A 24,346-nucleotide genomic window follows, 5' to 3' on the forward strand; every position below is an offset into this window, starting at 1 on the left:
CCTAAGCCAAGGCCGAAAGGCGTAGGTGATGGACAACAGGTGTAGATTCCTGTACCACCAATTATCGTTTGAGTGATGGAGTGACACAGAAGGATAGGCGATCACACAGTTGGATTTGTGTGTCCAAGCATTGAGGAAGTAGCCGCAGGCAAATCCGCGGTTACAATTCTGGGATGTGATGGGGAGCGAAATTTAGTAGCGAAGTCGTTGATTTCACGCTGTCAGGAAAAGCTTCTAGCGAGATAAAAGGTGCCCGTACCGCAAACCGACACAGGTGGGTGGGGAGAGAATCCCAAGGCCAGCGAGAGAACTGTTGTTAAGGAACTCGGCAAAATTACCCCGTAACTTAGGGAGAAGGGGTGCCTCATTAGTGTTAACGCATGAAGAGGCCGCAGAGAATAGGCCCAAGCGACTGTTTACCAAAAACATAGGTCTCTGCTAAACCGCAAGGTGAAGTATAGGGGCTGACGCCTGCCCGGTGCTGGAAGGTTAAGGGGATGTGTTAGAGCAATCGAAGCACTGAACTTAAGCCCCAGTAAACGGCGGCCGTAACTATAACGGTCCTAAGGTAGCGAAATTCCTTGTCGGGTAAGTTCCGACCCGCACGAAAGGCGTAACGATTTGGGCGCTGTCTCAACAACAGACTCGGTGAAATTGTAATTCCGGTGAAGATGCCGGATACCTGCGACAGGACGGAAAGACCCCATGGAGCTTTACTGTAGCTTAGCATTGGATTTAGGTAGTATATGTACAGGATAGGTGGGAGGCTTTGAAAGTAGGACGCCAGTTTTGCTGGAGCCATCCTTGGGATACCACCCTTGTACTATCTGGATTCTAACCACGATGAGTGAATCCTCATCTGGGACACTGCTTGGCGGGCAGTTTGACTGGGGCGGTCGCCTCCCAAAATGTAACGGAGGCGCTCAAAGGTTCCCTCAGCACGGTCGGAAATCGTGCGTAGAGTGTAAAGGCAAAAGGGAGCTTGATTGCGAGACATACAGGTCGAGCAAGGACGAAAGTCGGACTTAGTGATCCGGTGGTACCGCGTGGAAGGGCCATCGCTCAACGGATAAAAGCTACCCTGGGGATAACAGGCTGATCTCCCCCAAGAGTCCACATCGACGGGGAGGTTTGGCACCTCGATGTCGGCTCATCACATCCTGGGGCTGTAGTAGGTCCCAAGGGTTGGGCTGTTCGCCCATTAAAGTGGTACGCGAGCTGGGTTCAGAACGTCGTGAGACAGTTCGGTCCCTATCCGTCGCAGGCGTAGGAAATTTGAGAGGATCTGTCCTTAGTACGAGAGGACCGGGATGGACGCACCTCTGGTGCACCAGTTGTCACGCCAGTGGCACAGCTGGATAGCTACGTGCGGAATGGATAAGTGCTGAAGGCATCTAAGCACGAAGCCAACCTCAAGATAAGATTTCCCTCCGCAAGGGTAAGACCCCAGGAAGACTACCTGGTTGATAGGCTCTAGGTGTAAGTGCAGTAATGTATTGAGCTTAAGAGTACTAATAGGTCGAGGACTTGACCTAACTTAGGATTATGATATGCAGTTTTTAGTGTGCAAACACTAACAATATGGCTATTATAGAGAAGAGGATACACCTGTTCCCATCCCGAACACAGCAGTTAAGCTCTTCATCGCCGATGGTACTCGGACCGCAGGGTCCCGGGAGAGTAGGACGTAGCCAATTGACTAACCACAGAAATCATATTCTGTGGTTTTTTAATGCAAAAAATAGGTGGAATCAAGTATATTACTATTAAGAGATAAGAAATAGAAGATAAGTATATATAAGCATGATATCAAAATGGAAGAAATTTGAAAAATTAAGTGGCTATTAATTAAAAATATGTTGATTTAATAAAAAAACGGTGTTAGTATACTACTTAATAAACTTTTTGCAGGATAAGACATATCCAAGTATAGCAAAATGCTAAAATTTCAGACACAGGAGGAAATATCATGAAAAAATTTAACGTAGCAGTAGTAGGAGCAACAGGTATGGTAGGAAGAATGATGCTCAAAGTACTAGAAGAAAGAACTTTTCCTATCGAAAATCTATATTTATTCTCATCAGGAAAGTCAAAGGGAACGAAGATAACCTTCTGTGATAAAGAATATACGGTAGAAGAATTAGATGAGCATTCATTTGATAGAAAAATTGACATAGCACTATTTTCAGCTGGAGGAGATGTTAGTAAAACTTATGCTCCTATAGCAAAGTCAAAAGGTACAGTAGTTATAGATAACAGTAGTGCGTGGAGGATGGATAAAGATGTTCCTCTTATAGTACCAGAGGTAAACCCAGATGATGTAAAATGGCAAAGTGGAATTATTGCAAACCCTAATTGCTCAACTATACAGTCGGTAGTTCCTTTAGTTAAGCTTCATGAAAGATTTAAAATTAAAAGGATTGTTTATTCTACATATCAGTCAGTATCAGGTTCAGGCGTTGGAGGAATAAAAGATTTAGAAGAAGGCATGAAAGGTCAGCCTCCTCAAAAATATCCTCATCCTATAGCTTATAATTGTATTCCACATATAGATGTTTTTAATGAGGATGGCTACACTAAAGAAGAAATTAAGATGATTAAGGAGACTCAAAAGATACTAGGGGATGAAAGTATAAGAGTTACAGCTACAACAGTTAGAGTGCCAGTAAAATACTCTCACAGTGTATCTATTAATCTAGAGTTTGAAAAGCCTTTTGAGCTAGATGAAGTATTTTCACTTCTTAAATCAACTGATGGAGTAGTAGTTGTAGATGATGTAAAAAATAATATATATCCTATGGCTATACACGCAGAAGGAAAAGATGAAGTATTTGTAGGTAGAGTAAGAAGAGATTTCAGTATAGAAAACGGATTGAATATGTGGGTAGTGGCAGACAATATTAGAAAAGGCGCTGCGACAAATTCTGTTCAGATAGCTGAATTATTTTTATAAAATAACTAAATTGTGGAACTCAGTTCCACAATTTTTATTTCAAAGTCATTGTATAGGAGAGTTCTATAATGAGTGAAGAACAATATAAGAAGACCTATAAGCCTCTTATTGCTTGGATGATTAGCTTCCCAATTATATTAACCCTTCCATCAATTTTGTTAAGTGAATTTACAGATAAAATAGAAATAGCTGTAACTTTAGCGATGCTTATGCTATCTGTATATGGTTTGATTCTAATTATTTATCATGGAGAATATGTGTATTGGATTAATGGTGGTCCTAGCTTTAAAGAGGCAAAAGATGCTAGCTCAGAAGTTCGAAAAGAATATGCTAGAGCTCATTTAGAAAAATTCAGAAATGTATTTATAAAAGGCTTTATTTATCTCATATCTAGCCTAGTATTAAATTTATCTATATGGATAGATATTGTTGTAGTTTCGTTGATGATTATAGTGGCAGCTATTAAAACGATGCCTATAAAATTTAAAAATTAGCCTGAAATTTAAATTAATTTATTTGCTAGCATAACTTTATGTTTCTATAATCTCATTGTTTTAATATGAAAAATTAAATTTTTATGTGTTGACACTAATTGAAATCTATCCTATAATCAATTTCAACATTTAAATTTAATATTTCCCAAAAGACTATGAAGAGAAGAGTAAATCAGATTGGTAGTTACAGAGAGCCGCAGATGGTGAGAAAGCGGTACGGATTTTTGATTGAAGAACATCTCAGAGTTGCTAACCGAAAGCCTTGAGTGAGTAGACTTAGTCGGAGCCAGACCGTTATATCTGGTAGATATCGACAGCATTTATTGTCCGTATCGAATGAGGAGGATTCATTAAGTGAATCAATCTGGGTGGTACCGCGAAAAGTCTATTAACCTTTCGTCCCTGTATAGGGATGGAAGGTTTTTTTATTTGCATAAATATATGAATATTTTTAAGGAGGAAATGAAATGGCTGAATTTATGGCTGGATTAAAAAGAACAGTATACTGTAACGTATTAAGAGAAAAGGATATAGATACTAATCAAATAGTAATGGGATGGGTACAAAGAAGAAGAGATTTAGGAGGCGTAATATTTTTAGATTTAAGAGATAAAACTGGAATCATCCAAGTAGTTATAGATGCGAAAAATGTTTCAGAGGAAGATTTTGAAAAAGCTGAAGGAATAAGAAGTGAATATGTTGTTGCAATTAAAGGAAGAGTAGAAAAAAGAGATGAGGATACTATAAACCCTAACCTAGAGACTGGAACTATAGATATAAGGGCTACCGAGGTTAGAATACTTTCAAAAGCAAAAACTCCACCTTTTATGATAGAGGATGCTAGCTTAGTAAAGGAAGAATTGAGACTTACACATAGATATCTAGATCTTAGAAGACCTGCTATGCTAGAGAATCTAAAAATGAGACAACAAGTTATATCTACAGTTAGAAATTATCTTATAGAGCAGGATTTTCTAGAAGTTGAAACTCCTATATTAACCAAGAGTACTCCTGAAGGAGCTAGAGACTTTCTAGTACCAAGCAGAATGGACAAAGGGACATTTTATGCTCTGCCTCAGTCACCTCAGATATATAAGCAACTACTTATGGTAGGGGGAGTGGATAAATATTTCCAGGTTGCAAAATGCTTTAGAGATGAAGATTTAAGAGCTGATAGACAGCCTGAGTTCACACAGCTAGATATGGAGCTATCATTTGTGGATCAAGAAGATGTAATTGAGCTACTAGAGCACTTATTTAGCAAGATAGGCAGTGATGTACTAAAAAGAGAGTTTAAAACCCCATTTAGAAGACTGACCTATGATGAAGCAATGTCATTATATGGCTCAGATAAGCCAGATACGAGATTTGGATTTGAAATGGTGGATCTTACAGATATAGCAAAGACTTGTAGCTTTGAAGTTTTTTCTAAGATTGCAAACTCTACTGGCATAGTAAAAGCCATAAATGTAAAAGGTGGAGATAGCTTTACAAGAACTCAAATAGAAGAGTTAACTGAAAAAGCTGTGAGCTATGGCGGAAAAGGAATGGCATGGATAGCTATAGGTCAAGATAAAGAGCTTAAATCTGTACTGACCAAGTTCTTCAAAAAAGAAGAAATGGATAGTATTTTAGATAAAATGCAGGCAGAGCCTGGAGATCTCATTATCTTTTGTGCTGACAAGGAGTCAGCAGTTTATAAGATACTTGGAGGACTAAGATTAGATGCTGCAGATATGCTAGGGCTGAGAAAAAAAGATGATTTTGAGTTTTTAGTAGTAACTGATTTTCCTCTTCTTGAGTGGTCAGAAGAAGAAAAACGCTATGTAGCAATGCATCATCCATTTACTATGCCAAAGGATGAGGATTTTGCACTTATGGAAAGTGACCCAGGACTAGTTAGAGCAAAATCTTATGATATAGTGCTAAACGGAGTAGAGCTTGGAAGTGGAAGCATAAGAATCCATGAGCAGGAATTGCAAGCAAAAATGTTTTCGCTACTTGGATTTAGCGAGGAAGAAGCAAAGGAGCGTTTTGGCTTTATGCTAGAAGCTTTTGAATACGGAACACCGCCTCATGGAGGATTTGCTTTTGGGATAGACAGATTAGTGATGCTACTTACTGGATCATCATCAATCAGAGAGGTAATAGCTTTTCCTAAGATGAGAGACGGCTCTTGCGTAATGATAAGCTCTCCATCGACAGTTAGTGACGACCAGCTGAGTGAGCTTGAGCTATATACAAAAGCTCAAGGAGCAGTAATTAAAAAATCTGAGTCAAAATCAGCTGTGACAAAAGAAACTATAGAGTATGTAGCTGACCTTGCTAGAATTCATTTAGATGAATCTGAAAAAATGAGTCTAAGTGAAGACCTAAGTAATATTATAGCTTTTGCAGATGAGCTTTCAAAGCTCGATACTTCTGATACTTTGCCACTAGATCATATACTTCCAGTGTGCAATGTGTTTAGAGAAGATGAACTAGAAAAATCCTACGATAGAGATGAACTTCTAAAAAATGCTAAAACAAAGGAAGAAGGATGCTTCTTTGTTCCTCAAATCATAGAATAGGAAGCTTGGAAATAATATAAATTGCATGTGCTTACCATTTGTTTACAACGAAGCTTACAATCAAGCTTAAATTTAAATAGAAAGTCACGAGGTGGATTATGAAAACCAGAATTATAGATATGTCGATAAAGGAGCTGGAATCTGCTCTAGATAAAAGTGAAATATCAAGTGTAGATATAGCTAAGTCATATATAGCTCAGATTGAAAAGGTAGATGATAAAATAGGAGCTTATTTATATATAAACAAAGAGGCTGTAAAACAAGCTGAAGCTTTAGATACTAAAAGAAAAAACGGTGAAAAGCTTGGAAGATTAGCAGGAATGCCAATGGCATTAAAGGACAATATGTGTACTGTGGATATGCCTACAACCTGTGCATCAAAGATGATGCAGGGCTATATGTCTCCATTTGATGCTGAGGTAGTTAAAAGGTTAAAAGGTGAGGATGCCATAATGCTAGGTAAAGTAAACCTAGATGAGTTTGCAATGGGTGGCTCTACAGAAAACTCTTATTATAAAATAACCACAAATCCTCACGATATATCAAGAGTACCAGGTGGAAGCTCAGGAGGTTCAGCGGCTTCAGTTGTATCTCATCAGGCACTAGTAGCTCTAGGCTCTGATACTGGTGGCTCGATAAGACAGCCAGCAAGCTTTTGCGGGGCAGTAGGAATAAAGCCTACCTATGGCTCAGTATCTAGAAGCGGCTTAGTAGCTTTTGCTTCATCCTTAGACCAAATTGGACCTATAGCTAGAAACGTTGAAGATGCAGCGCTTACCTTAGAGGTACTTATAGGACACGATGCAAAGGACAGCACTAGTGTGAAATTTGAAAAGCCTAGCTATGAAACAGAGATAAAAAAAGATATAAAAGGCATGAAAATAGCTCTTCCTAGAGAGTTTTTCGAGCAGGGAGTTCAATCAGACGTAAAAGAGAGCATATTAAAAGCTGCAGAAAAATTTGAAAAGCTAGGCGCTATAGTAGAGGATGTAAAAATAAAAAATCTAGACTATGCACTATCAGCTTATTACATCATCTCATCAGCTGAAGCCTCATCAAACCTTGCTAGATTTGACTCTATCCAGTATGGATACAGAACAGATGAATATGCATCTTTGGAGGAACTATATAAAAAATCTAGACAAGAAGGCTTTGGAAAAGAAGTAAAAAGAAGAATACTGCTAGGAACCTATGCTCTTAGCTCTGGATTCTACGATGCTTATTATAAAAAAGCTCTAAAAGTAAGAACTCTTATAAAGCAGTCTTATGATGAGATATTTAAGGATTATGACATGATACTATCTCCTGTAGCACCTACTACAGCTTATAAAATAGGAGAGAAGAGAACAGATCCAGTAGAGGCATATATGGGAGATATTTATACAGTGCCTGTAAACATAGCAGGACTTCCAGCGCTTTCTATGAACTGTGGATTCGATAAGGAGGAGCTTCCTGTAGGGATGCAGCTTATTGGAAGCACATTTTCTGAGGACACTCTTTTAAGAGCTGCTTATAACTATGAACAGGCATATAAAACTGAAATCACAAAGACAGGAGGGGTATACGGTGGCTAAAAAACAATATGAAATGGTAATTGGACTAGAAGTCCATGTAGAGCTAGATACAAACACGAAAATATTTTGCGGATGCAGTACAAAATTTGGAGCAAGTCCAAACACTCAGACCTGCCCAGTTTGCATGGGACTTCCAGGAAGTCTTCCAGTACTAAATAAAAAAGTTGTAGATTATGCAGTGAAAGCAGGTATAGCTACTAACTGCAGTATCACTCCTAGAGGAAAGCAAGATAGAAAAAACTATTTCTATCCAGATTTAGCAAAGGCTTATCAAGTTTCTCAATATGACCTTCCACTTTGTCACGATGGATATATAGAAATAGAAGAAGAAAATGAAAACTACAAGATAGGAATAACTAGAATTCATATAGAAGAGGATGCAGGCAAGCTAATCCATACTGATGGGGGCTCTCTTATAGACTACAACAGAGCAGGAGTTCCACTTATTGAAATAGTGTCTGAACCAGATATAAGAAGTGCTGCTCAGGCTAAAGCCTATCTGCAAAAACTAAGATCCATAATAATGTACGCAGGAATATCAGATTGCAAGATGAACGAAGGCTCATTTCGCTGTGATGTCAATTTATCAGTAAGAGAAAAGGGAAGCGAAATTCTAGGAACTCGTACAGAAATGAAAAACCTAAACTCCTTTAGCTTCATAGTAAAAGCCATAGAAAGCGAATTCAAAAGACAAATTGAAGTGATAGAATCAGGAGATGAAGTAATTCAGGAAACTAGAAGATGGGACCAAGAGCTAGGCAAATCATTTAGCATGAGAACTAAAGAAGATGCACATGATTATAGATACTTCCCAGATCCAGATCTTGCTCCTATAGTTATAACAAAAGAAAAGCTAAAAGAGATTAAAGACTCAATAGAAGTGCTTCCTGATCAAAGAAAGAAAACTTATATGGATAGCTACGGCCTTACAGCTTATGAAGCAGATAAGTTAGTATCAGAAAAATTTATAGCAGATTTTTATGAAGAGGCAGTAAAAGAAGGTAGTGCAAAGCTGGTAGCTAACCTTATGCTCAGCGAAGTATTTAGACTTCTTGGCAAGGAAGAAGAAGCAGAAAAGATTCCATTTGCACCTTCAAAGCTTGGAGTATTAGCAAAGCGCATAGAAGAGGATGTAATCAGTCAAAGCATGGCAAAGAAAATAGTTGAGCTTCTATGGAAGAGCGATAAAGACGTAGATGAGATAATAGAAAAAGAAGATATGCGTCAGATTACAGATGTAGCTTTACTTGAAGGTATAATATCAAAGCTCATAGCAGAAAACGAAGATATAGTAAGCTCATATAAAGCAGGCAAGGAGAAAGCTTTCCAAGCTTTAGTAGGAAGCGTGATGAGACAAACAAAGGGCAAGGCAAGTCCAAGTCTTACAGCTAAGATTTTGAGCGAGCTAATCACTAAGTAAAAAATACAATGCTATTATAAAATGGACAGCTATGAAAAGCTAAATAAAGATAGCTATATCTTGCAAAAAAAATCATCAACTTGCAAAGAGAAAAATGTTTTCCTATAAAACAGAACTAAAACGAGTATAGATAAAAACAAAATTTTATGATTAAACTTATTATTTTTGTTCAAAAATACTTGTAAAATGAGTCCTTAGTATATATAATCTATCTTATAACTTTTCTAAACTATAAACGGATAATATTGATTAATGTTCGTGTTTGTCATAATTATCTGCAAGATTTTTTAAGGAGGCTGTCATGAAAGTGAAAAAATTCAAAAGAATTTTAGTCGCTAACCGTGGTGAAATAGCGATAAGGGTTTTTCGTGCATGTAAGGAACTGGGAATTAGATCAGTAGCAATATATTCAAATGAAGATAGAACCTCATTATTTAGAACCAAGGCAGACGAATCCTATCTTGTGGGTAAAAATAAGGGACCTGTAGAGGCTTATTTAGGGATAGATGAAATCATTGGACTTGCATTAAAAAAAGGCGTAGATGCAATTCACCCTGGATATGGATTCTTATCTGAAAATGCTGAGTTTGCAAGAAAATGCGCTGAGGCAGGAATAGTATTTATTGGACCGACTGGCGACATGATAGATAATTTAGGAGACAAAATCAAATCTAAAATAGTTGCAAAAAATGCCAACGTTCCTACTATACCAGGAGTAGAAAAACCAATTAAATCAGATGAAGAAGCTAAGGAATTTGCAGCATTTTGTGGCTATCCTGTAATGATAAAAGCAGCAGCAGGTGGCGGCGGAAGAGGTATGCGTATAGTAACAAAGGAAGAAGAGCTACTAGAAGCTTTTCACAGTGCTCAAAGTGAAGCGAAAAAAGCCTTTGGGATAGATGATATATTCATAGAAAAATACCTAGAAAAGCCTAAGCATATAGAAGTACAAATATTAGGTGATACTCACGGCAATATAGTTCACCTATATGAAAGAGATTGCTCAATTCAAAGAAGACATCAAAAGCTAATTGAGTTTACTCCTGCTGTTTCTCTTACACAGAAAAAACGTGAGCAGATATGCCAAGATGCTCTAAAGATAGCAAAAGCAGTAGATTACTGCAATGCAGGTACAGTTGAGTTTTTAGTTGATAAAAATGGAAACCATTACTTCATAGAAATGAATCCTCGTATTCAGGTAGAGCATACAGTTACAGAGATGGTTACAGGCTATGACATAGTTCAAAGTCAAATATTAGTAGCTCAAGGCTACTCACTAGATTCTCCTGAGGTTGGAATTGCATCTCAAGCAGATATAAAGCCTAGAGGCTTTGCTATTCAGTGCAGGGTTACAACAGAAGATCCATCAAATAACTTTGCTCCAGATACAGGTAAAATAGATGTATATCGTACAGGCTCAGGCTTTGGTATAAGACTAGATGGAGGAAATGGCTTTACAGGCTCTGTAATTAGTCCATACTATGACAGCTTGCTTGTTAAGGTAACTGCTCAATCTAGAACCTTTGAAGACACAATAAGAAAAGCTATACGCTCAATCAAAGAGCTTTCTGTTGCGGGAGTAAAAACTAATACTGGATTTCTAATCAATGTTTTAAATAGAGAAGAGTTTCATAAAGGACTTTGTGATACTCATTTCATAGCTGACAATCCATCGTTATTTGACATAGCACCTAAGACTGACAAGGAGCTAAAGGTACTCAGATATATCGGTGAAAAGGTAGTAAATGAAACAAAAGGAAGCAAAAAAGATTTCGATGTACCAGTAGCACCTATGCCACCTAGACCTTCAGGGCTTGTGGGAACAAAGCAGATTTTAGATGCAAAAGGTCCAGAGGGCTTAGTATCATGGATTCATGAGCAGAAAAAGCTTCTAATCACAGATACTACTATGAGAGATGCCCATCAGTCACTTATGGCTACTAGAGTGAGAACTAGAGATATGACTCGTATAGCAAGAGCTACATCAGTTTATGGAAATGATTTGTTCTCTCTAGAAATGTGGGGTGGAGCAACCTTTGATGTGGCATATAGATTTCTAAATGAATCTCCTTGGGAAAGATTAGAAGACTTAAGACAAAGAATTCCAAACGTTATGTTTCAGATGCTACTTAGAGGAAGTAACGCAGTAGGCTACAAAAACTATCCTGACAATGTAATCAAAGCTTTTATAAAGCAGTCCTCGATTTCAGGTATAGATATATTTAGAATATTTGACTCACTTAACTGGCTTGATGGTATGAAGCTGGCAATAGAAGAAGTGAGAAATAACAACAAAGTTGCAGAGGCTTGCATTTGCTACACAGGAGATATTTTAGATGAGACTAGAGATAAATATACTTTAAAATACTATGTAGATATGGCAAAGGAGCTTGAAAGACTAGGAGCAAATATCCTAGGAATCAAAGATATGGCAGCTTTACTTAAGCCTTATGCCGCAGATAAATTAATAAGAGCACTTAAGCAAGAGATTTCTATTCCTATTCATCTTCACACACATGATACTTCAGGTAATGGAGTAGCAACAGTGCTTATGGCAGCTGAAGCAGGAGTGGATATAGCAGATACTGCATTTAACAGCATGTCTGGACTTACTAGCCAGCCTGCACTAAACTCTGTAGTTGCAGCTTTAGAAAACACTTCAAGAGCTACAGGCATAAATCTGGATAATATTGAAGAAATATCTAGATACTGGGAAGCAGTAAGACCAGTGTATGCAAAGTTTGAATCCGATTTAAAATCAGGGACTACTGAAGTATACAAATATGAAATTCCAGGAGGACAGTATTCAAACCTAAAGCCTCAAGTAGAGAGCTTTGGACTGGGACATAAATTTAAAGAAGTAAAAGAGATGTATAAAAACGTAAATGAGATGGTAGGAGATATAGTAAAGGTTACTCCTTCATCAAAAATGGTAGGAGACTTTGCAATCTTTATGGTTCAAAATGATCTTACTCCTGAAAATATCACTCAAAAAGGACAGGATTTAACATATCCAGACTCAGTAGTGACTTACTTTAAAGGTATGATGGGACAGCCTATGGGAGGATTTCCAAAAGACATCCAAGAAATGGTGCTAAAAGGTGAAGAGCCTGTAACAGTAAGACCAGGACAGCTACTTGAAGAGGAAGATTTTGAAGCTATAATGCTGTATCTTAAAAAGACTCATAAAATAGAGCCTAATATGAAGGATGCCTTAAGCTACGCCCTATATCCAAAGGTGTTTGAGGACTACCTAAAATATATCAAGGATTACGGTGATCTTAGCCGAATGGGAAGCGACATCTTCTTCCATGGACTTTCAGAAGGAGAGACTTGTGAAGTAGAAATAGCAAAAGGTAAAATCCTAGTTATCAAACTTTTAGAAATAGGGAAGGTTGACAAGGAAGGAAGCCGATTGCTTGCATTTGAAGTAAACGGAAACAGAAGAGAAATAAAAATCTACGATAAAAACAGTGGACAGGAAAATAAAGTTACCTTTACTCAAATGGCTGACCCTGACAACAAAATGGAAATAGGGGCAAGCATACCAGGCACGGTACTCAAAATCCTAGTAAAAGAAGGCGATGTAGTAGAAGAAAAACAAAGCCTAATGGTAGTAGAAGCCATGAAAATGGAGACCAATATAGTAGCTATGCAAGCAGGAAAAATAGAGGCTATCCTAGTAAAAGAACAGCAGCAAGTAAAATCTGGAGAGCTTCTTATAAAGCTTGAGGAAATATAATAAATAGAGACTAAAAGTCTTTTATAAGTGACAAAAATTAAAAATACCATGCAAAGGTCTTATATAAAAGACTTTTGAGTGGTATTTTTAATACTAAAAATCCTAGATTAAAAAGCATCTGCAAAGCATTAGCGTAGAGCTTAATCTAGGATTTTCTATTGTAAACTACTGCTTTTTTAGTCCGAATTTCAAAATATCTATCATTGCATCAGCACTTTTTAGAAGGTTTTCAAAGTTTTCTTCGCTGACATTATTTGAGTTATCAAAGTAAAATTCAGTTATGGCTATACTCATATGAGTGAGTATCTGAGAGGTTAGGTTTACATCGATGTCATCTCTTAGCTCATTTTTGTCCATGGCTTTTTGGATAAAGGCATTGAATAAATCCACTGCACTTGTTGTATTTCTAGATATAATCTTATTTTTTAAATCCTTTGGGATATTCACCATGAAGCCAGTTGCTATTTTTGTCAAGTTTGGCTCGGCAGCTGCAAATTTGACCCCATTTCTATATAGCAATCTCACAAATTCAAAAAAATCCATATCCTCGATTTTGTCAAAATCCTTTTCCATAAATTTGATTTTTTCTTGACCTATTATATCTATAAGGTAAGTGTAGAGGTCCTCCTTATCTTCAAAATACTGATAAAAGCTTCCTTTTGCAATCTTTGCACGTGAAACAATTTGGCTTATGCTTACTTTTTCATAAGGCTTGTTAGAAAATTCATCTATAGCAATATTATATATGTTTTGTCTCTTTTCTTCAGGAAGGTTAAAAAAAGTTTCTTTTGGCATTATATCTCCTCATTTGGTTATATTCTATGATTCTTATAAGTCATGCTATAATTTATAATTTTTTTTGTCAATATATTTTTATTTTTATCTGAGTCATATATGGTAATCTAAGGAAAATGCATGCAGGGGGATGATAGAAGGTGAAGTTTTTTACTGAAGAAGCTTTTAGAAATAAACTCATTGGATTACTGGGAGTACTAGTGCTATTTTTAAGTCAAAATTACGTGGAGGAAGTAATAGGCTCCAAGAACGCATATAAGAGCAATTTGTATGTAAATTTTGAGCTATATGTCAATCAGCTTGAGAGTCTAGATACCTATCTCACTTCAGTTCAGGAGATAAATAATATCAATGAAATAAGACCCGTATATATAGAAAATTCAGTTATGACTTTGATGGAAAGAAATAGAATGAACATGGCTATAGTTCAGAAAAAATCCGTGAATTCTGAATATTTTTTTGATGCTATCGAAGTGTATTCAGGGGTAAATAAAAATATAGAGGCAATTATCTCTGATGATAGCGTTTCGGAAAAAGAGCTAATATATATTAAGGAGCTTAGTAAATTTAATAGAGCTAATCTAGAAAATGCAAAGCAGTTAATTGAATATGATAACAACAATTACGATGAAAGAAAAAAACTGGAAAAAGAAATATTTGAGATATATAAAGAGCATATTGAGTTTATGAGCAAAGCTTATGAAAAATCGAGCCCAGAGAATTTAAAATTGCAAATGGAAGTAGCTAAAGAGGAAAATAATATTAGTAAAGAATCTGTAAGAGAGAAGCTAGCAAAAATCTCTAAAAGAGTTACTGGTTTAGATACGCTTTCATATTTTGGTGAGCCTTATGCAGATGAAAGATATAGCTGGTCATATACTACGAAAAAAGACCCTAAGTCTCTAGATAGAACAGATGAAGATGTTTATACCTTTGAATATGTAATAGCAGAAAATAAAGTGAATTTTTATCAATCATATAGAATTTTTAATGAAGAGCAAGAGGAATTGACAGAAGATAAGATGAGAGCTCTAGCAGATGAGCACATAAATAAACTAGGCATAGGTGGAGAGTTTGTAAGCAGTGAGAAAAACAAGTATGAATATGTAAGCGAAAATGATAATAGAGATTTTGATTATATGACTTTTTATTACAATAATAAAGACAATGACATCTACAATGAATCAAGTAATATAGAAGTGAAGGTAGAGAAAAACGGAAGATTAGATTCGAGATTTTATTTGGTTACGAGTGAGCCTGAAATAAACTGGGCAGATGAGAGCTTGGTCAAAGAAAAATTTAACAACGAAAGTAAAATACAGTCTATAATAAAGGTAGTAAATTCTAAGAATGAGGGCGAATTTTTGGTGATGACAAAAGAGGAGGATAAGCTGTATATATATGTCTATGATGGAGAAAGTGCAGAGCTTAAGCTGTATGATAAGTTGGACAAAGACAGACACCCTTTTTACCACCGCATATTAATGTAAGAACAATTTAGTTTTTGGGGAGCTGATGATATGGTCAAAATTGATTTTGAAGAGATTGAAAAGGATGTTTTAGACATATTAAAAAGATATATAGCTATTCCTAGCTATACAAATACCAAATCAGAGCGTCTAGTAGAGCAGTTTTTGATGAGCTATTGCAAAACTCAGCCTTATTATCAAGCTAATCCTGATTACTATGGACTTTATAAAATAGAGAACGATCCTCATAATAGAAGAGTTTTTTGGAATATGGTTAAAGGAACTGGCAATGAAACAATAGTATTCATCCATCACTCCGATATAGTAGAAATAGATGATTATGGTAGATTTAAATCAGATGCTTTTAATCCAGAGCCACTTATAGGAAAGCTTAGACAAATAAAAGAGACTTTTGATGAAGAAATAAAAACGGATCTTGATTCAGGCGATTACATTTTTGGAAGAGGAACTGCTGACATGAAAGGCGGAGGAGCTATTCAGCTCGCACTTATGAAGCAGTATGCCAAGGCAGAAAATTTTAAAGGAAATATAGTTCTAATCGTTGTACCAGATGAAGAAAATTTATCAGCTGGCATGAGAGGAGGAGTAAAGCTTTTAAGCACTTTAAAGGAAATCTATGGCTTTGATTATAAGCTTATGATAAATTCTGAACCTCATAGAAGAGAGGATGAAGCAAAGGGCGCTTTTTATGAAGGCTCGATAGGAAAGCTTATGAGCTTTGTCTATGTAAGAGGAGTGCTTGCCCATGCAGGTAATGTACTAGATGGCTTTAACCCAGTAAATCTAATGAGTGAAATAGTAAGAAGAACTGAGATTAATATGGAGCTAGCAGACAGTCTTGATGATGAGGTGACAGTGCCGCCTACTTGGCTATATATGAAAGATAGCAAGAGCTTTTATGATGTATCGCTTCCTCTTAGCATGTATGGATGCCTGAGCGTACTTACTCTTAGTAACACCCCTAAGGACATACTTCTAAAGCTAGAAAAAATATGCACAGATTCATTTGAGAATGTCCTCGAAACCATGAAGAAAAACTATGAGGTATATAGCAGGTATCAGACTAAGCCTATGAATTACAAGGTAAAGGTCAAGGATTTTTATGGCATATACACTGAAGCAAAGAACCTCTATGGAGAAAGCTTTGAAATGGCATATAAGGAAAAGTTCTCAAAACTAAAAACTGGCTTTGCCTCAGGAGAGCTTACTATGCTAGATGCGAATTTTGAGCTAGTGGATTTTGTAATAGGCTATATTCCAAGTGAGCCTACTGTAGTTTATGGACTTATGCCGCCTTATTATCCTCATGTTTCAAATAAATTATTTGAAAATACGGACCCTAAAATCACAGCTTTAAATAATTTAATTAACGAGTTTACGGTGGCGAATTTTGGAGAACAATACAATAAGGTTAATTTCTTTCCAGGAATTTCAGACCTGAGCTATACCAATGTTATAAATGCAGATGAAACGAAAAAGGCTCTAAAAGATGCTATGCCTTTGTTCGAGACTTTATATGATGTTCCTATAGAGGATATAAAGGAAATAGCTATGCCGTGCGTAAATATTGGACCATGGGGAAAAGACCTTCACAAGCTGACCGAGAGAGTATATAAAGTAGATTTATTAAATCGTACGCCTAGGCTCATAGACCATGTGCTTCAAAATATTCTAGGATAAGAGAAAATGACGATAAAAAGTTGCTAGGAGGAAATGAATGAAAAAAATTTTTTCAGCAGGGATGTTTGTACTTATCTACCTTGCTGTATACTATGTGTTTCAGTACACATATATTATAGTAGCAACAACATATTACTATGTTTCAGATACTAAGCTACAAAACCTAGAAGTCATGGACTGGTTAAATAACAAGCTTCCATCGGCGATAGTTTTTGCAGCTGCGATATCCTTTTTAGTATATGCATGGATAGTAAAGGCTTCTAAGAAAAAGGATATATTCGATTACTGCAAATTCAATCCTATATCACTACCAAAAACTACAGCGCTTATTCTTGCAGGGCTTTCGCTAGTGTCTCTAAATGCTCTTGTAGTAGTAGGTATAAGCATGTTACTTCCAGAAGCATACGAAGCTCACGTAGAAAACATGATGGGGCTTACCTCTTCTGGTGGATTATGGATGATATTTAGTGTAGGACTAGCTGCTCCATTTATAGAGGAAGTCATGTTTAGAGGACTTATAACAAATGAGCTAGATAGAGTCATGTCCTATAAATGGGTGCTTTTTATTCAGGCACTGCTGTTTGGACTTTATCATATGAATGTAGCTCAAGGCATCTATACCTTTATACTAGCTATATTTATGGGACTTACACTTCACTGGACAAACTCTATCTGGGCGCCTATGATTATTCATATAGCAAACAATCTTTCGAGTGCCCTTATGTCAGAATATATAGATGCAAGCTCTGATATTGTAAACATTGGATTTGGAATATGGATAGGCTTATCGCTTTTATTTATTCTTCCATTTACTTTAAAATATCTATATAAAACTAGAAATGAGTGGACATCTGAGGAATACTAAAAAAGAAATCGTCTATTAATGTAGTAAAAGTTTACTAACGACTTAGGAAATCTTGATACATGAAAATAAAAAATTAGACGTTTTATTGACGCACAGATTTATAATTTACAACCTATAAAATTATGATAGTATGTCAGTAAATGCCTACAAAATCGAACTTTTTATATGACAAATGGGAAAAGAGGCTAGCTTCATTTTTAATGAATTGGTCTCTTTTTTTAGAATTAAATCAATTTAGCAAACTTACACTCATTATAAAATCTTCAAAATAATGTTAAAATTTAATTAATAAGCTAGACTAAAATTTGACGGATATGATTTATCCTATAAACATCGAGTTATGTAAAAAGATTAGGAGGAGAAAAAATGCAAAACATCATTTTAACAGGAAATACTCTTACACTTGAGGACTTAGTAGAAGTAGCAAGACATGGGGCTACAGTTGAGCTAAGCGAAGAAGCTAGACAAAATGTAATTACATCTAGAGCTATAGTTGAAGATATAGTTGCAAAAGATAAGGTAGTATACGGAATAACTACAGGATTTGGTGAGTTTTCTAAGGTTAAGATTTCTCAGGAAGACTGTGCTCAGCTACAGGAAAACCTTATCAGATCTCATGCTTGCGGATATGGGCCATATTTTACTACTGATATAGTAAGAGCTATCATGCTTACTAGAGCAAATGCACTTTCTAAAGGATATTCAGGAGTAAGACCTCAGACACTTGAGACTCTTATTGCTATGCTAAACAAAGGCGTTCATCCTCTAGTTCCAGAAAAAGGTTCATTAGGAGCATCTGGAGACTTAGCTCCATTATCACATATGGTTCTTCCTATGCTTGGACTAGGAGAAGCAGAATATCAAGGCGTACATATGAGCGGAAAAGAAGCTATGGATAAAGCTGGCATTCCTATAATTAAATTAGATGCAAAAGAAGGTCTTGCACTTATAAACGGAACTCAGGTGCTTACATCTACAGGAGCTCTTGCAGTTTATGATGCAATAGGCTTAATCAAGCTTAGCGATATTACAGCAGCTCTTAGCGTAGAGGCACTTAGAGGTATTACTGATGCTTATGATCCACGTATTCACGTGATTCGTAACCAAAGAGGACAGATGGTTACTGCTAAAAATATGCTTAAGCTACTTGAAGGAAGTACTTATGCAACAAGACAAGGCGAGTTAAGAGTACAAGATGCTTACTCATTAAGATGTGTGCCTCAAGTTCACGGTGCTTCAAAAGACACTATATTATATGTAAAAGAAAAAGTTGAGCTAGAGCTAAATGCAGTAACAGATAATCCAATAGTTACAAGAGAAGGCGATATCATCTCTGGAGGAAACTTCCACGGCGAACCTATGGCAGTAGTATTTGACTTTTTAGGAATAGGAGCAGCTGAAATAGGAGGTATTTCTGAGAGAAGACTAGAAAGACTTATCAATCCTCAATTAAATGACCTTCCAGCTTTCTTAACAAAAGACGGAGGCCTAAGCTCAGGATTTATGATTACTCAGTATGCAGCAGCGGCTTTAGTATCAGAAAATAAAATACTTGCTCACCCTGCATCAGTAGATTCTATACCTTCATCTGCAAACCAAGAAGATATAGTAAGTATGGGAACAATAGCTGCTCGTACAGCTAGAGATATAATAGATAATGTTAAAAGAGTTCTTACTACTGAGCTTATGGCAGCTTGCCAGGCTATAGATTTTAGAGCAAATGATGGATTTGTTCTAGGAAAAGGAACTCAGCCAGCTTACGATGTAATCAGAAGAGATGTAAAGTTTATGGAAAGAGATAATGACATAGAAATGTACAAAGAGCTTGATAAAATAACTGCTCTTATAGATTCTCGTGAAATCCTGACTGCAGTTGAAAAAGCTGTTGAGTTAGAGTACTAAAATTTTGATTAAAAGTATTTGATTATATAGAAAGGTGGAACTTCAAATTATGATGAAGAATACTGAAATTGCAGGAGCTATGACAATTAAACTAGATGACTTCTTACCTGAGATGCCAAAGTTTGAGGAAGGTATCAGAAGAGCTCCAGACAGAGGATTTAGACTGACAAAAGAGCAAACAGAGGTAGCACTTAAAAATGCACTTAGATATATACCTGAAAAATACCATGCTCAAATGATTCCTGAGTTTTTAGAAGAACTAACTACAAAAGGAAGAATCTATGGATATAGATTCAGACCAGAAGGTAGAATCTACGGAAAATCTATCAATGATTACAAAGGAAACTGCGTAGAGGGTAAAGCTTTCCAAGTTATGATAGACAACAACCTAGACTTTGAAATCGCGCTATATCCATATGAGTTAGTAACTTATGGAGAAACAGGAAGCGTATGCCAAAACTGGATGCAATATCAATTAATCAAAAAATACCTAGAAGTTATGACTCAAGATCAAACTCTAGTAATAGAATCAGGACATCCGCTTGGATTATTCAAATCAAAGCCTGATGCACCTAGAGTTATCATCACAAACGCCCTTATGATAGGTATGTTTGACAATATGAAAGACTGGGAAATAGCTGAGCAGATGGGTGTTGCAAACTATGGACAAATGACTGCTGGAGGCTGGATGTATATAGGACCTCAAGGTATAGTTCATGGAACTTACAACACACTTCTAAATGCAGGAAGATTAAAGCTAGGTCTAGGAAAAGATGCAAACCTAGAAGGAAAACTATTCATAACTTCAGGACTTGGAGGAATGAGTGGAGCTCAAGGTAAAGCATGCGAGATTGCAAAAGGTGTGGCAATAATAGCTGAGGTAGATGAGTCTCGTATAGAAACTAGACATTCTCAAGGCTGGGTAAGCAAGAAATCAGCAGATTTAAAAGAGGTATTTGCATGGGCTAAAGAAGCTCAAGAAAGCAAAACATCAATATCTATTGCTTATCATGGAAATATTGTAGATGTATTAAAATACGCTGTAGACAACAACATTCATATAGATTTACTATCTGACCAGACATCTTGCCATAACGTGTATGACGGCGGATACTGTCCAGAAGGCATTACATTTGAAGAGCGTACTAGACTATTAGCGCAGGAACCAGAAAAATTCAGAGCTATGGTAGAGTCTACACTTAAGCATCACTATGAGCTTATCAAGACGCTTACATCAAGAGGAGTATACTTCTTTGACTACGGAAATGCATTTATGAAATCAATCTATGATGCAGGAGTAAAAGAAATAGCTAAAAATGGTATAGACGAAAAAGACGGCTTTATCTGGCCATCATATGTAGAAGACATTATGGGACCACTGCTATTTGACTATGGCTACGGACCATTTAGATGGGTATGCCTTACAGGAGACCATGAAGATTTAGTAAAAACTGATAGAGCAGCTATGGACTGCATCGATCCAAATAGACGTTACCAAGACCTTGATAACTACAACTGGATAAGAGATGCTGAAGAAAACAAGATGGTAGTAGGTACTCAGGCTAGAATTCTTTATCAAGATGCAGAAGGTCGTGTAAATATAGCTCTTAAATTTAACGATATGGTTAGAAAAGGCGAAGTAGGACCGATAATGCTAGGTAGAGACCACCACGATGTATCAGGTACAGACTCTCCATTTAGAGAAACTTCAAACATCAAAGACGGAAGTAACGTGATGGCTGATATGGCTGTACAGTGCTATGCAGGAAACGCAGCTAGAGGAATGAGCCTTATCGCTCTTCACAACGGAGGCGGAGTTGGTATTGGTAAATCAATCAACGGAGGCTTTGGACTAGTACTAGACGGAAGCCATAGAGTTGATGAAATAATCAAATCAGCTATGCTTTGGGACGTAATGGGTGGAGTTGCTAGACGTTCATGGGCTAGAAATGAAAACTCAATCGAAACAAGTGCAAAATTCAATGAAAACTATGCTGGCTCAGGTCATATTACACTTCCATATGTGGCTGATGACAGCGCAGTAAAATCTGCTGTAGCAAAGATATTTGAAGGAAAATAATAAGTATATAAACCAAATAAATATTCCCCTTGCCTTAATTGGCAGGGGGTTTTTTAATTGTAAGCTCAGACTATGAGTTTTTTTGTTATTAGAAAAATATATAAATTCAAGTAGTTTTGGGTATGAATATTAAAGTTCCATGTTAATAATAAAAAAAGAGAAAGAGGGTGAGCAAAATAACCTTTATAAAAAATGTTTTTAGTCTTTTTATGGAAAGAAAAGAATTTTTCCTCACATTATTTATACAGCATATGTATCTAACATTTTTAGCTATATTAATAATCACAGTTATAGGTATTGCGGTTGGTATTTATATGACGAGAAATAAGGTTTTAGCAGGGTTTATTATGGGAACAGTGAATATAATATACACTATTCCATCTATTGCTCTTTTTGGATTTTTGGTGGCATTAACTGGGGTAGGAAATAAAAGTGCTCTTATTGCACTTTGCATATATGGGCTTCTTCCTGTAATTAGAAACACATATGTTGGTATAAACGAGGTAGATCCTTTTTTAATCCAAGCAGCCACAGGAATGGGAAGTACGGATAGACAGCTTTTGCTAAAGGTTCAAATTCCTCTTGCTCTTCCTGTTATTTTTGCAGGGTTTAGAACTATGGTAGTAATGACTATAGCACTTGGAGCAATTGCGTCATTTATAGGAGCTGGAGGACTAGGTGTAGCAATCTGGAGAGGAATAACGACTAATTTTCCTGAAATGACTTTTGCAGGGAGTCTTTTAGTTGCAGGCTTAGCATTTGTGGTTGATTTTATATTAGGATTGATTGAAAGGCTCATGAAAAATCAATATGTGAGCACCTAAGGAGGATAAAATGAAAAGAATACTAGCAGGACTGATATTAACAGCAATACTTTTGACGCTTACAGCTTGCTCTAGTCAAGAACCAAAAACTGTAGTAATTGCATCAAAGCCTCATTCTGAGCAGTATATTTTGGCTGAGATGCTATCTCTTCTTATAGAGAATCATACTGACATAAAAGTGGAGAAAAAGCTTGGAATAGGTGGAGGAACATCTAATATACATCCAGCTATGTTAAGTGGTGATTTTGACATATATCCTGAGTACACTGGAACAGGATTATTGTTTGTACTAAAAGAGGATCTTATAACAGATTCAGATGAGCTTTATAAAAGAGTACAAGATAGATATCTAGAGGAATACAATATTAAGTGGCTAGGCTTATATGGATTTAATAACACCTATGCCCTTGCTGTAAAGGAATCTACAGCTCAGACTTATAATTTAGAAACCTATGATGATTTAGCTTTAGCTAGCAAGGATTTAGTGTTTGGAGCAGAACATGATTTCTTTGAAAGAGACGATGGATATGAAGCTCTAAAGGATGTTTATGGATTTGAGTTCAAGGATACTAAGGAAATGGATATTGGACTTAAGTACGAAGCTATAGGCTCTGATGAAGTAGATGTAATAAATGCGTTTTCAACTGACGGACTAATCAAGCAATATAATTTAAAGGTGCTAGAAGATAATAAAAATTTCTTCCCAGCCTATCAGGCAGCTACTCTTATAAGAAAAGAAACCCTAGACAAATATCCTGAACTTGAAGCGGTTCTTGGAAAGCTAACAGGGCAGATATCAGATGATGAAATGATACAGATGAATTATCAAGTTGAAAAAGAAAATATGGATCCAAGAGATGTGGCAGAGCAGTTTTTAAAAGCAAAGGGACTGATATAATGGCAATAATTGAATTTAATGATGTAAGCAAAGCCTATAGTGAAAATGTAGTATTAGACAAATTTTCATTAGCTATAGAGCAAGGTGAGTTTTTGGTATTACTAGGTCCTTCGGGCTGTGGAAAAACGACTATATTAAAAATGATAAACGGACTACTCATACCTGATTCAGGAGAAATAAAAGTAAAGGGTAAGCTAATAGATGAGTATGATTTAATTGAATTAAGACGAGGTATAGGTTACGTTATCCAGCAAATCGGACTGCTTCCACACTTGACAGTCGAAGACAATATTTGTTTTGTACTAGATTTATTAAAAAAGCCAGAGCCTGAGAAAAAATCAGTAGCAAAGGAGCTTATAAAACTAGTAGGTATGGATGAAGGCATGCTTAGAAGATATCCTAAAGAGCTAAGCGGAGGACAACAGCAAAGAGTAGGGGTTGCTAGAGCCTTAGCGGCAAATCCAGAAATTATTCTAATGGATGAACCATTTGGGGCAGTGGATGAAATAACAAGGAGAAATCTTCAAGATGAACTAATCAAAATCCATAGCAAGCTTAAAAAAACAATAATCTTTGTCACTCATGATATAGAAGAGGCTATAAAATTAGGTACAAGAATAGTGCTTCTAAACGACGGTGTGATAGAGAGAAATGAGAAAAAGAGAGATTTTGTATTATTAGATGACAGAAGCGAATATGCCAAAAAATTCTTTGAATCAAAGGATTTTATGGCTTATCTTAATACAATAAAAATCAAAGATTTAGTAATAAAACAGTCAGATATAAGCTTTGACCTTTATGACAGCAGAAGCTTAGTAAAATATGATTCTACTGTACTTCAAGGGATTCAAAAAAGCATAGAAGTTGGAAAAGAGACTATTTTAACAGTCGATGAAGAAAATAATCCATATGGATGGTTTTCTTTAACAGAAATATATAAAAAACTGAATAGTTAAATTATATTTAACCTTTTAATTGTTGAGATTTCAAGGAAAGAACATTATAATATAAATTATATCTTGTTTAATATTAATTTAGTTAGGTCAAATCTATTAAAAT

General features: G+C 36.2%; 15 protein-coding genes, 2 rRNA genes and 1 other annotated feature (1 of these 18 only partly in view). Of the genes, 16 read left to right on the forward strand and 1 reads right to left on the reverse strand.

Going from position 1 to position 24,346, the window contains the following annotated elements:
- From CLOST_RS00265 to CLOST_RS00300, 8 genes are all read left to right on the forward strand, one after another.
- Nucleotides 1-1,535 (forward strand): 23S ribosomal RNA (locus CLOST_RS00265) (it extends 1,383 nt beyond the left edge of the window).
- Nucleotides 1,536-1,580: 45 nt separating this feature from the next.
- Nucleotides 1,581-1,697: ribosomal RNA gene (rrf, locus tag CLOST_RS00270) — 5S ribosomal RNA — on the forward strand.
- 272 nt (nt 1,698-1,969) lie between these two features.
- Nucleotides 1,970-2,953 (forward strand): aspartate-semialdehyde dehydrogenase, encoded by a 984-nt coding sequence (locus CLOST_RS00275; RefSeq protein WP_013360239.1) that lies wholly within the window; start codon nt 1,970-1,972, stop codon nt 2,951-2,953.
- Between the two features lie 68 nt (nt 2,954-3,021).
- Nucleotides 3,022-3,447, forward strand: coding sequence for a hypothetical protein (locus tag CLOST_RS00280; protein ID WP_013360240.1), 426 nt, complete (start codon nt 3,022-3,024; stop codon nt 3,445-3,447).
- Between the two features lie 146 nt (nt 3,448-3,593).
- Nucleotides 3,594-3,854, forward strand: a binding site (T-box leader).
- 60 nt (nt 3,855-3,914) lie between these two features.
- A complete protein-coding gene (gene aspS, locus CLOST_RS00285; protein WP_013360241.1) occupies nt 3,915-6,017 on the forward strand; it encodes an aspartate--tRNA ligase in 2,103 nt (700 codons plus the stop codon).
- Between the two features lie 98 nt (nt 6,018-6,115).
- Entirely contained in the window at nt 6,116-7,591 is a 1,476-nt protein-coding gene (gene gatA, locus CLOST_RS00290; protein WP_013360242.1) for an Asp-tRNA(Asn)/Glu-tRNA(Gln) amidotransferase subunit GatA, read from the forward strand.
- The gene (gatB, locus tag CLOST_RS00295; protein ID WP_330360760.1) at nt 7,584-9,011 is read left to right on the forward strand and encodes an Asp-tRNA(Asn)/Glu-tRNA(Gln) amidotransferase subunit GatB; all 1,428 of its coding nucleotides are present in this window, start codon (nt 7,584-7,586) and stop codon (nt 9,009-9,011) included. The genes gatA and gatB overlap by 8 nt, the downstream gene beginning before the upstream one ends.
- Before the next feature lie 301 nt (nt 9,012-9,312).
- Nucleotides 9,313-12,753: a pyruvate carboxylase gene (locus CLOST_RS00300; RefSeq protein WP_041487057.1), complete on the forward strand. Its 3,441-nt coding sequence runs from the start codon at nt 9,313-9,315 to the stop codon at nt 12,751-12,753.
- A 165-nt stretch (nt 12,754-12,918) separates the two neighbouring features.
- Here the strand turns inward: CLOST_RS00300 and CLOST_RS00305 are convergent, their stop codons facing one another.
- The gene (locus CLOST_RS00305; protein ID WP_013360245.1) at nt 12,919-13,548 is read right to left on the reverse strand and encodes a TetR/AcrR family transcriptional regulator; all 630 of its coding nucleotides are present in this window, start codon (nt 13,546-13,548) and stop codon (nt 12,919-12,921) included.
- Between the two features lie 140 nt (nt 13,549-13,688).
- Between CLOST_RS00305 and CLOST_RS00310 the strand changes: the two genes are divergently transcribed.
- From CLOST_RS00310 to CLOST_RS14130, 8 genes are all read left to right on the forward strand, one after another.
- Nucleotides 13,689-15,038: a hypothetical protein gene (locus CLOST_RS00310; RefSeq protein ID WP_013360246.1), complete on the forward strand. Its 1,350-nt coding sequence runs from the start codon at nt 13,689-13,691 to the stop codon at nt 15,036-15,038.
- A gap of 30 nt (nt 15,039-15,068) precedes the next feature.
- Nucleotides 15,069-16,718 carry a M20/M25/M40 family metallo-hydrolase gene (locus CLOST_RS00315; RefSeq protein WP_013360247.1) on the forward strand — a complete coding sequence of 550 codons (1,650 nt, stop codon included), beginning with the start codon at nt 15,069-15,071 and terminating at the stop codon, nt 16,716-16,718.
- Nucleotides 16,719-16,755: 37 nt separating this feature from the next.
- Nucleotides 16,756-17,583, forward strand: coding sequence for a CPBP family intramembrane glutamic endopeptidase (locus CLOST_RS00320; protein ID WP_013360248.1), 828 nt, complete (start codon nt 16,756-16,758; stop codon nt 17,581-17,583).
- A 366-nt stretch (nt 17,584-17,949) separates the two neighbouring features.
- On the forward strand, nt 17,950-19,485 hold the full coding sequence (gene hutH / locus CLOST_RS00325; RefSeq protein WP_013360249.1) for a histidine ammonia-lyase: 1,536 nt from the start codon (nt 17,950-17,952) through the stop codon (nt 19,483-19,485).
- 49 nt (nt 19,486-19,534) lie between these two features.
- Nucleotides 19,535-21,565: a urocanate hydratase gene (locus CLOST_RS00330; protein ID WP_013360250.1), complete on the forward strand. Its 2,031-nt coding sequence runs from the start codon at nt 19,535-19,537 to the stop codon at nt 21,563-21,565.
- A gap of 251 nt (nt 21,566-21,816) precedes the next feature.
- Entirely contained in the window at nt 21,817-22,389 is a 573-nt protein-coding gene (locus tag CLOST_RS14030; protein ID WP_231853135.1) for an ABC transporter permease, read from the forward strand.
- Between the two features lie 10 nt (nt 22,390-22,399).
- A complete protein-coding gene (locus CLOST_RS14035; protein ID WP_013360252.1) occupies nt 22,400-23,287 on the forward strand; it encodes a glycine betaine ABC transporter substrate-binding protein in 888 nt (295 codons plus the stop codon).
- The gene (locus CLOST_RS14130) at nt 23,287-24,243 is read left to right on the forward strand and encodes an ABC transporter ATP-binding protein (RefSeq protein ID WP_013360253.1); all 957 of its coding nucleotides are present in this window, start codon (nt 23,287-23,289) and stop codon (nt 24,241-24,243) included. The genes CLOST_RS14035 and CLOST_RS14130 overlap by 1 nt, the downstream gene beginning before the upstream one ends.
- Nucleotides 24,244-24,346 lie beyond the last annotated feature (103 nt).

The organism is Acetoanaerobium sticklandii (genome assembly GCF_000196455.1).
In the GTDB taxonomy this organism is placed as follows: Bacteria; Bacillota; Clostridia; order Peptostreptococcales; family Filifactoraceae; genus Acetoanaerobium; species Acetoanaerobium sticklandii.

What these genes read in the sequence shown, in the direction of transcription:
- CLOST_RS00275 (WP_013360239.1), top strand. Translation starts at nt 1,970, where the DNA reads ATGAAAAAATTTAACGTAGCAGTAGTAGGAGCAACAGGTATGGTAGGA.
- CLOST_RS00330 (WP_013360250.1), top strand. Translation starts at nt 19,535, where the DNA reads ATGATGAAGAATACTGAAATTGCAGGAGCTATGACAATTAAACTAGAT.
- CLOST_RS00315 (WP_013360247.1), top strand. Translation starts at nt 15,069, where the DNA reads ATGGTCAAAATTGATTTTGAAGAGATTGAAAAGGATGTTTTAGACATA.
- CLOST_RS00305 (WP_013360245.1), bottom strand. Translation starts at nt 13,548, where the DNA reads ATGCCAAAAGAAACTTTTTTTAACCTTCCTGAAGAAAAGAGACAAAAC.
- gatA (WP_013360242.1), top strand. Translation starts at nt 6,116, where the DNA reads ATGAAAACCAGAATTATAGATATGTCGATAAAGGAGCTGGAATCTGCT.
- hutH (WP_013360249.1), top strand. Translation starts at nt 17,950, where the DNA reads ATGCAAAACATCATTTTAACAGGAAATACTCTTACACTTGAGGACTTA.
- CLOST_RS14030 (WP_231853135.1), top strand. Translation starts at nt 21,817, where the DNA reads ATGTATCTAACATTTTTAGCTATATTAATAATCACAGTTATAGGTATT.
- aspS (WP_013360241.1), top strand. Translation starts at nt 3,915, where the DNA reads ATGGCTGAATTTATGGCTGGATTAAAAAGAACAGTATACTGTAACGTA.
- CLOST_RS00300 (WP_041487057.1), top strand. Translation starts at nt 9,313, where the DNA reads ATGAAAGTGAAAAAATTCAAAAGAATTTTAGTCGCTAACCGTGGTGAA.
- CLOST_RS14130 (WP_013360253.1), top strand. Translation starts at nt 23,287, where the DNA reads ATGGCAATAATTGAATTTAATGATGTAAGCAAAGCCTATAGTGAAAAT.
- CLOST_RS14035 (WP_013360252.1), top strand. Translation starts at nt 22,400, where the DNA reads ATGAAAAGAATACTAGCAGGACTGATATTAACAGCAATACTTTTGACG.
- CLOST_RS00280 (WP_013360240.1), top strand. Translation starts at nt 3,022, where the DNA reads ATGAGTGAAGAACAATATAAGAAGACCTATAAGCCTCTTATTGCTTGG.
- CLOST_RS00320 (WP_013360248.1), top strand. Translation starts at nt 16,756, where the DNA reads ATGAAAAAAATTTTTTCAGCAGGGATGTTTGTACTTATCTACCTTGCT.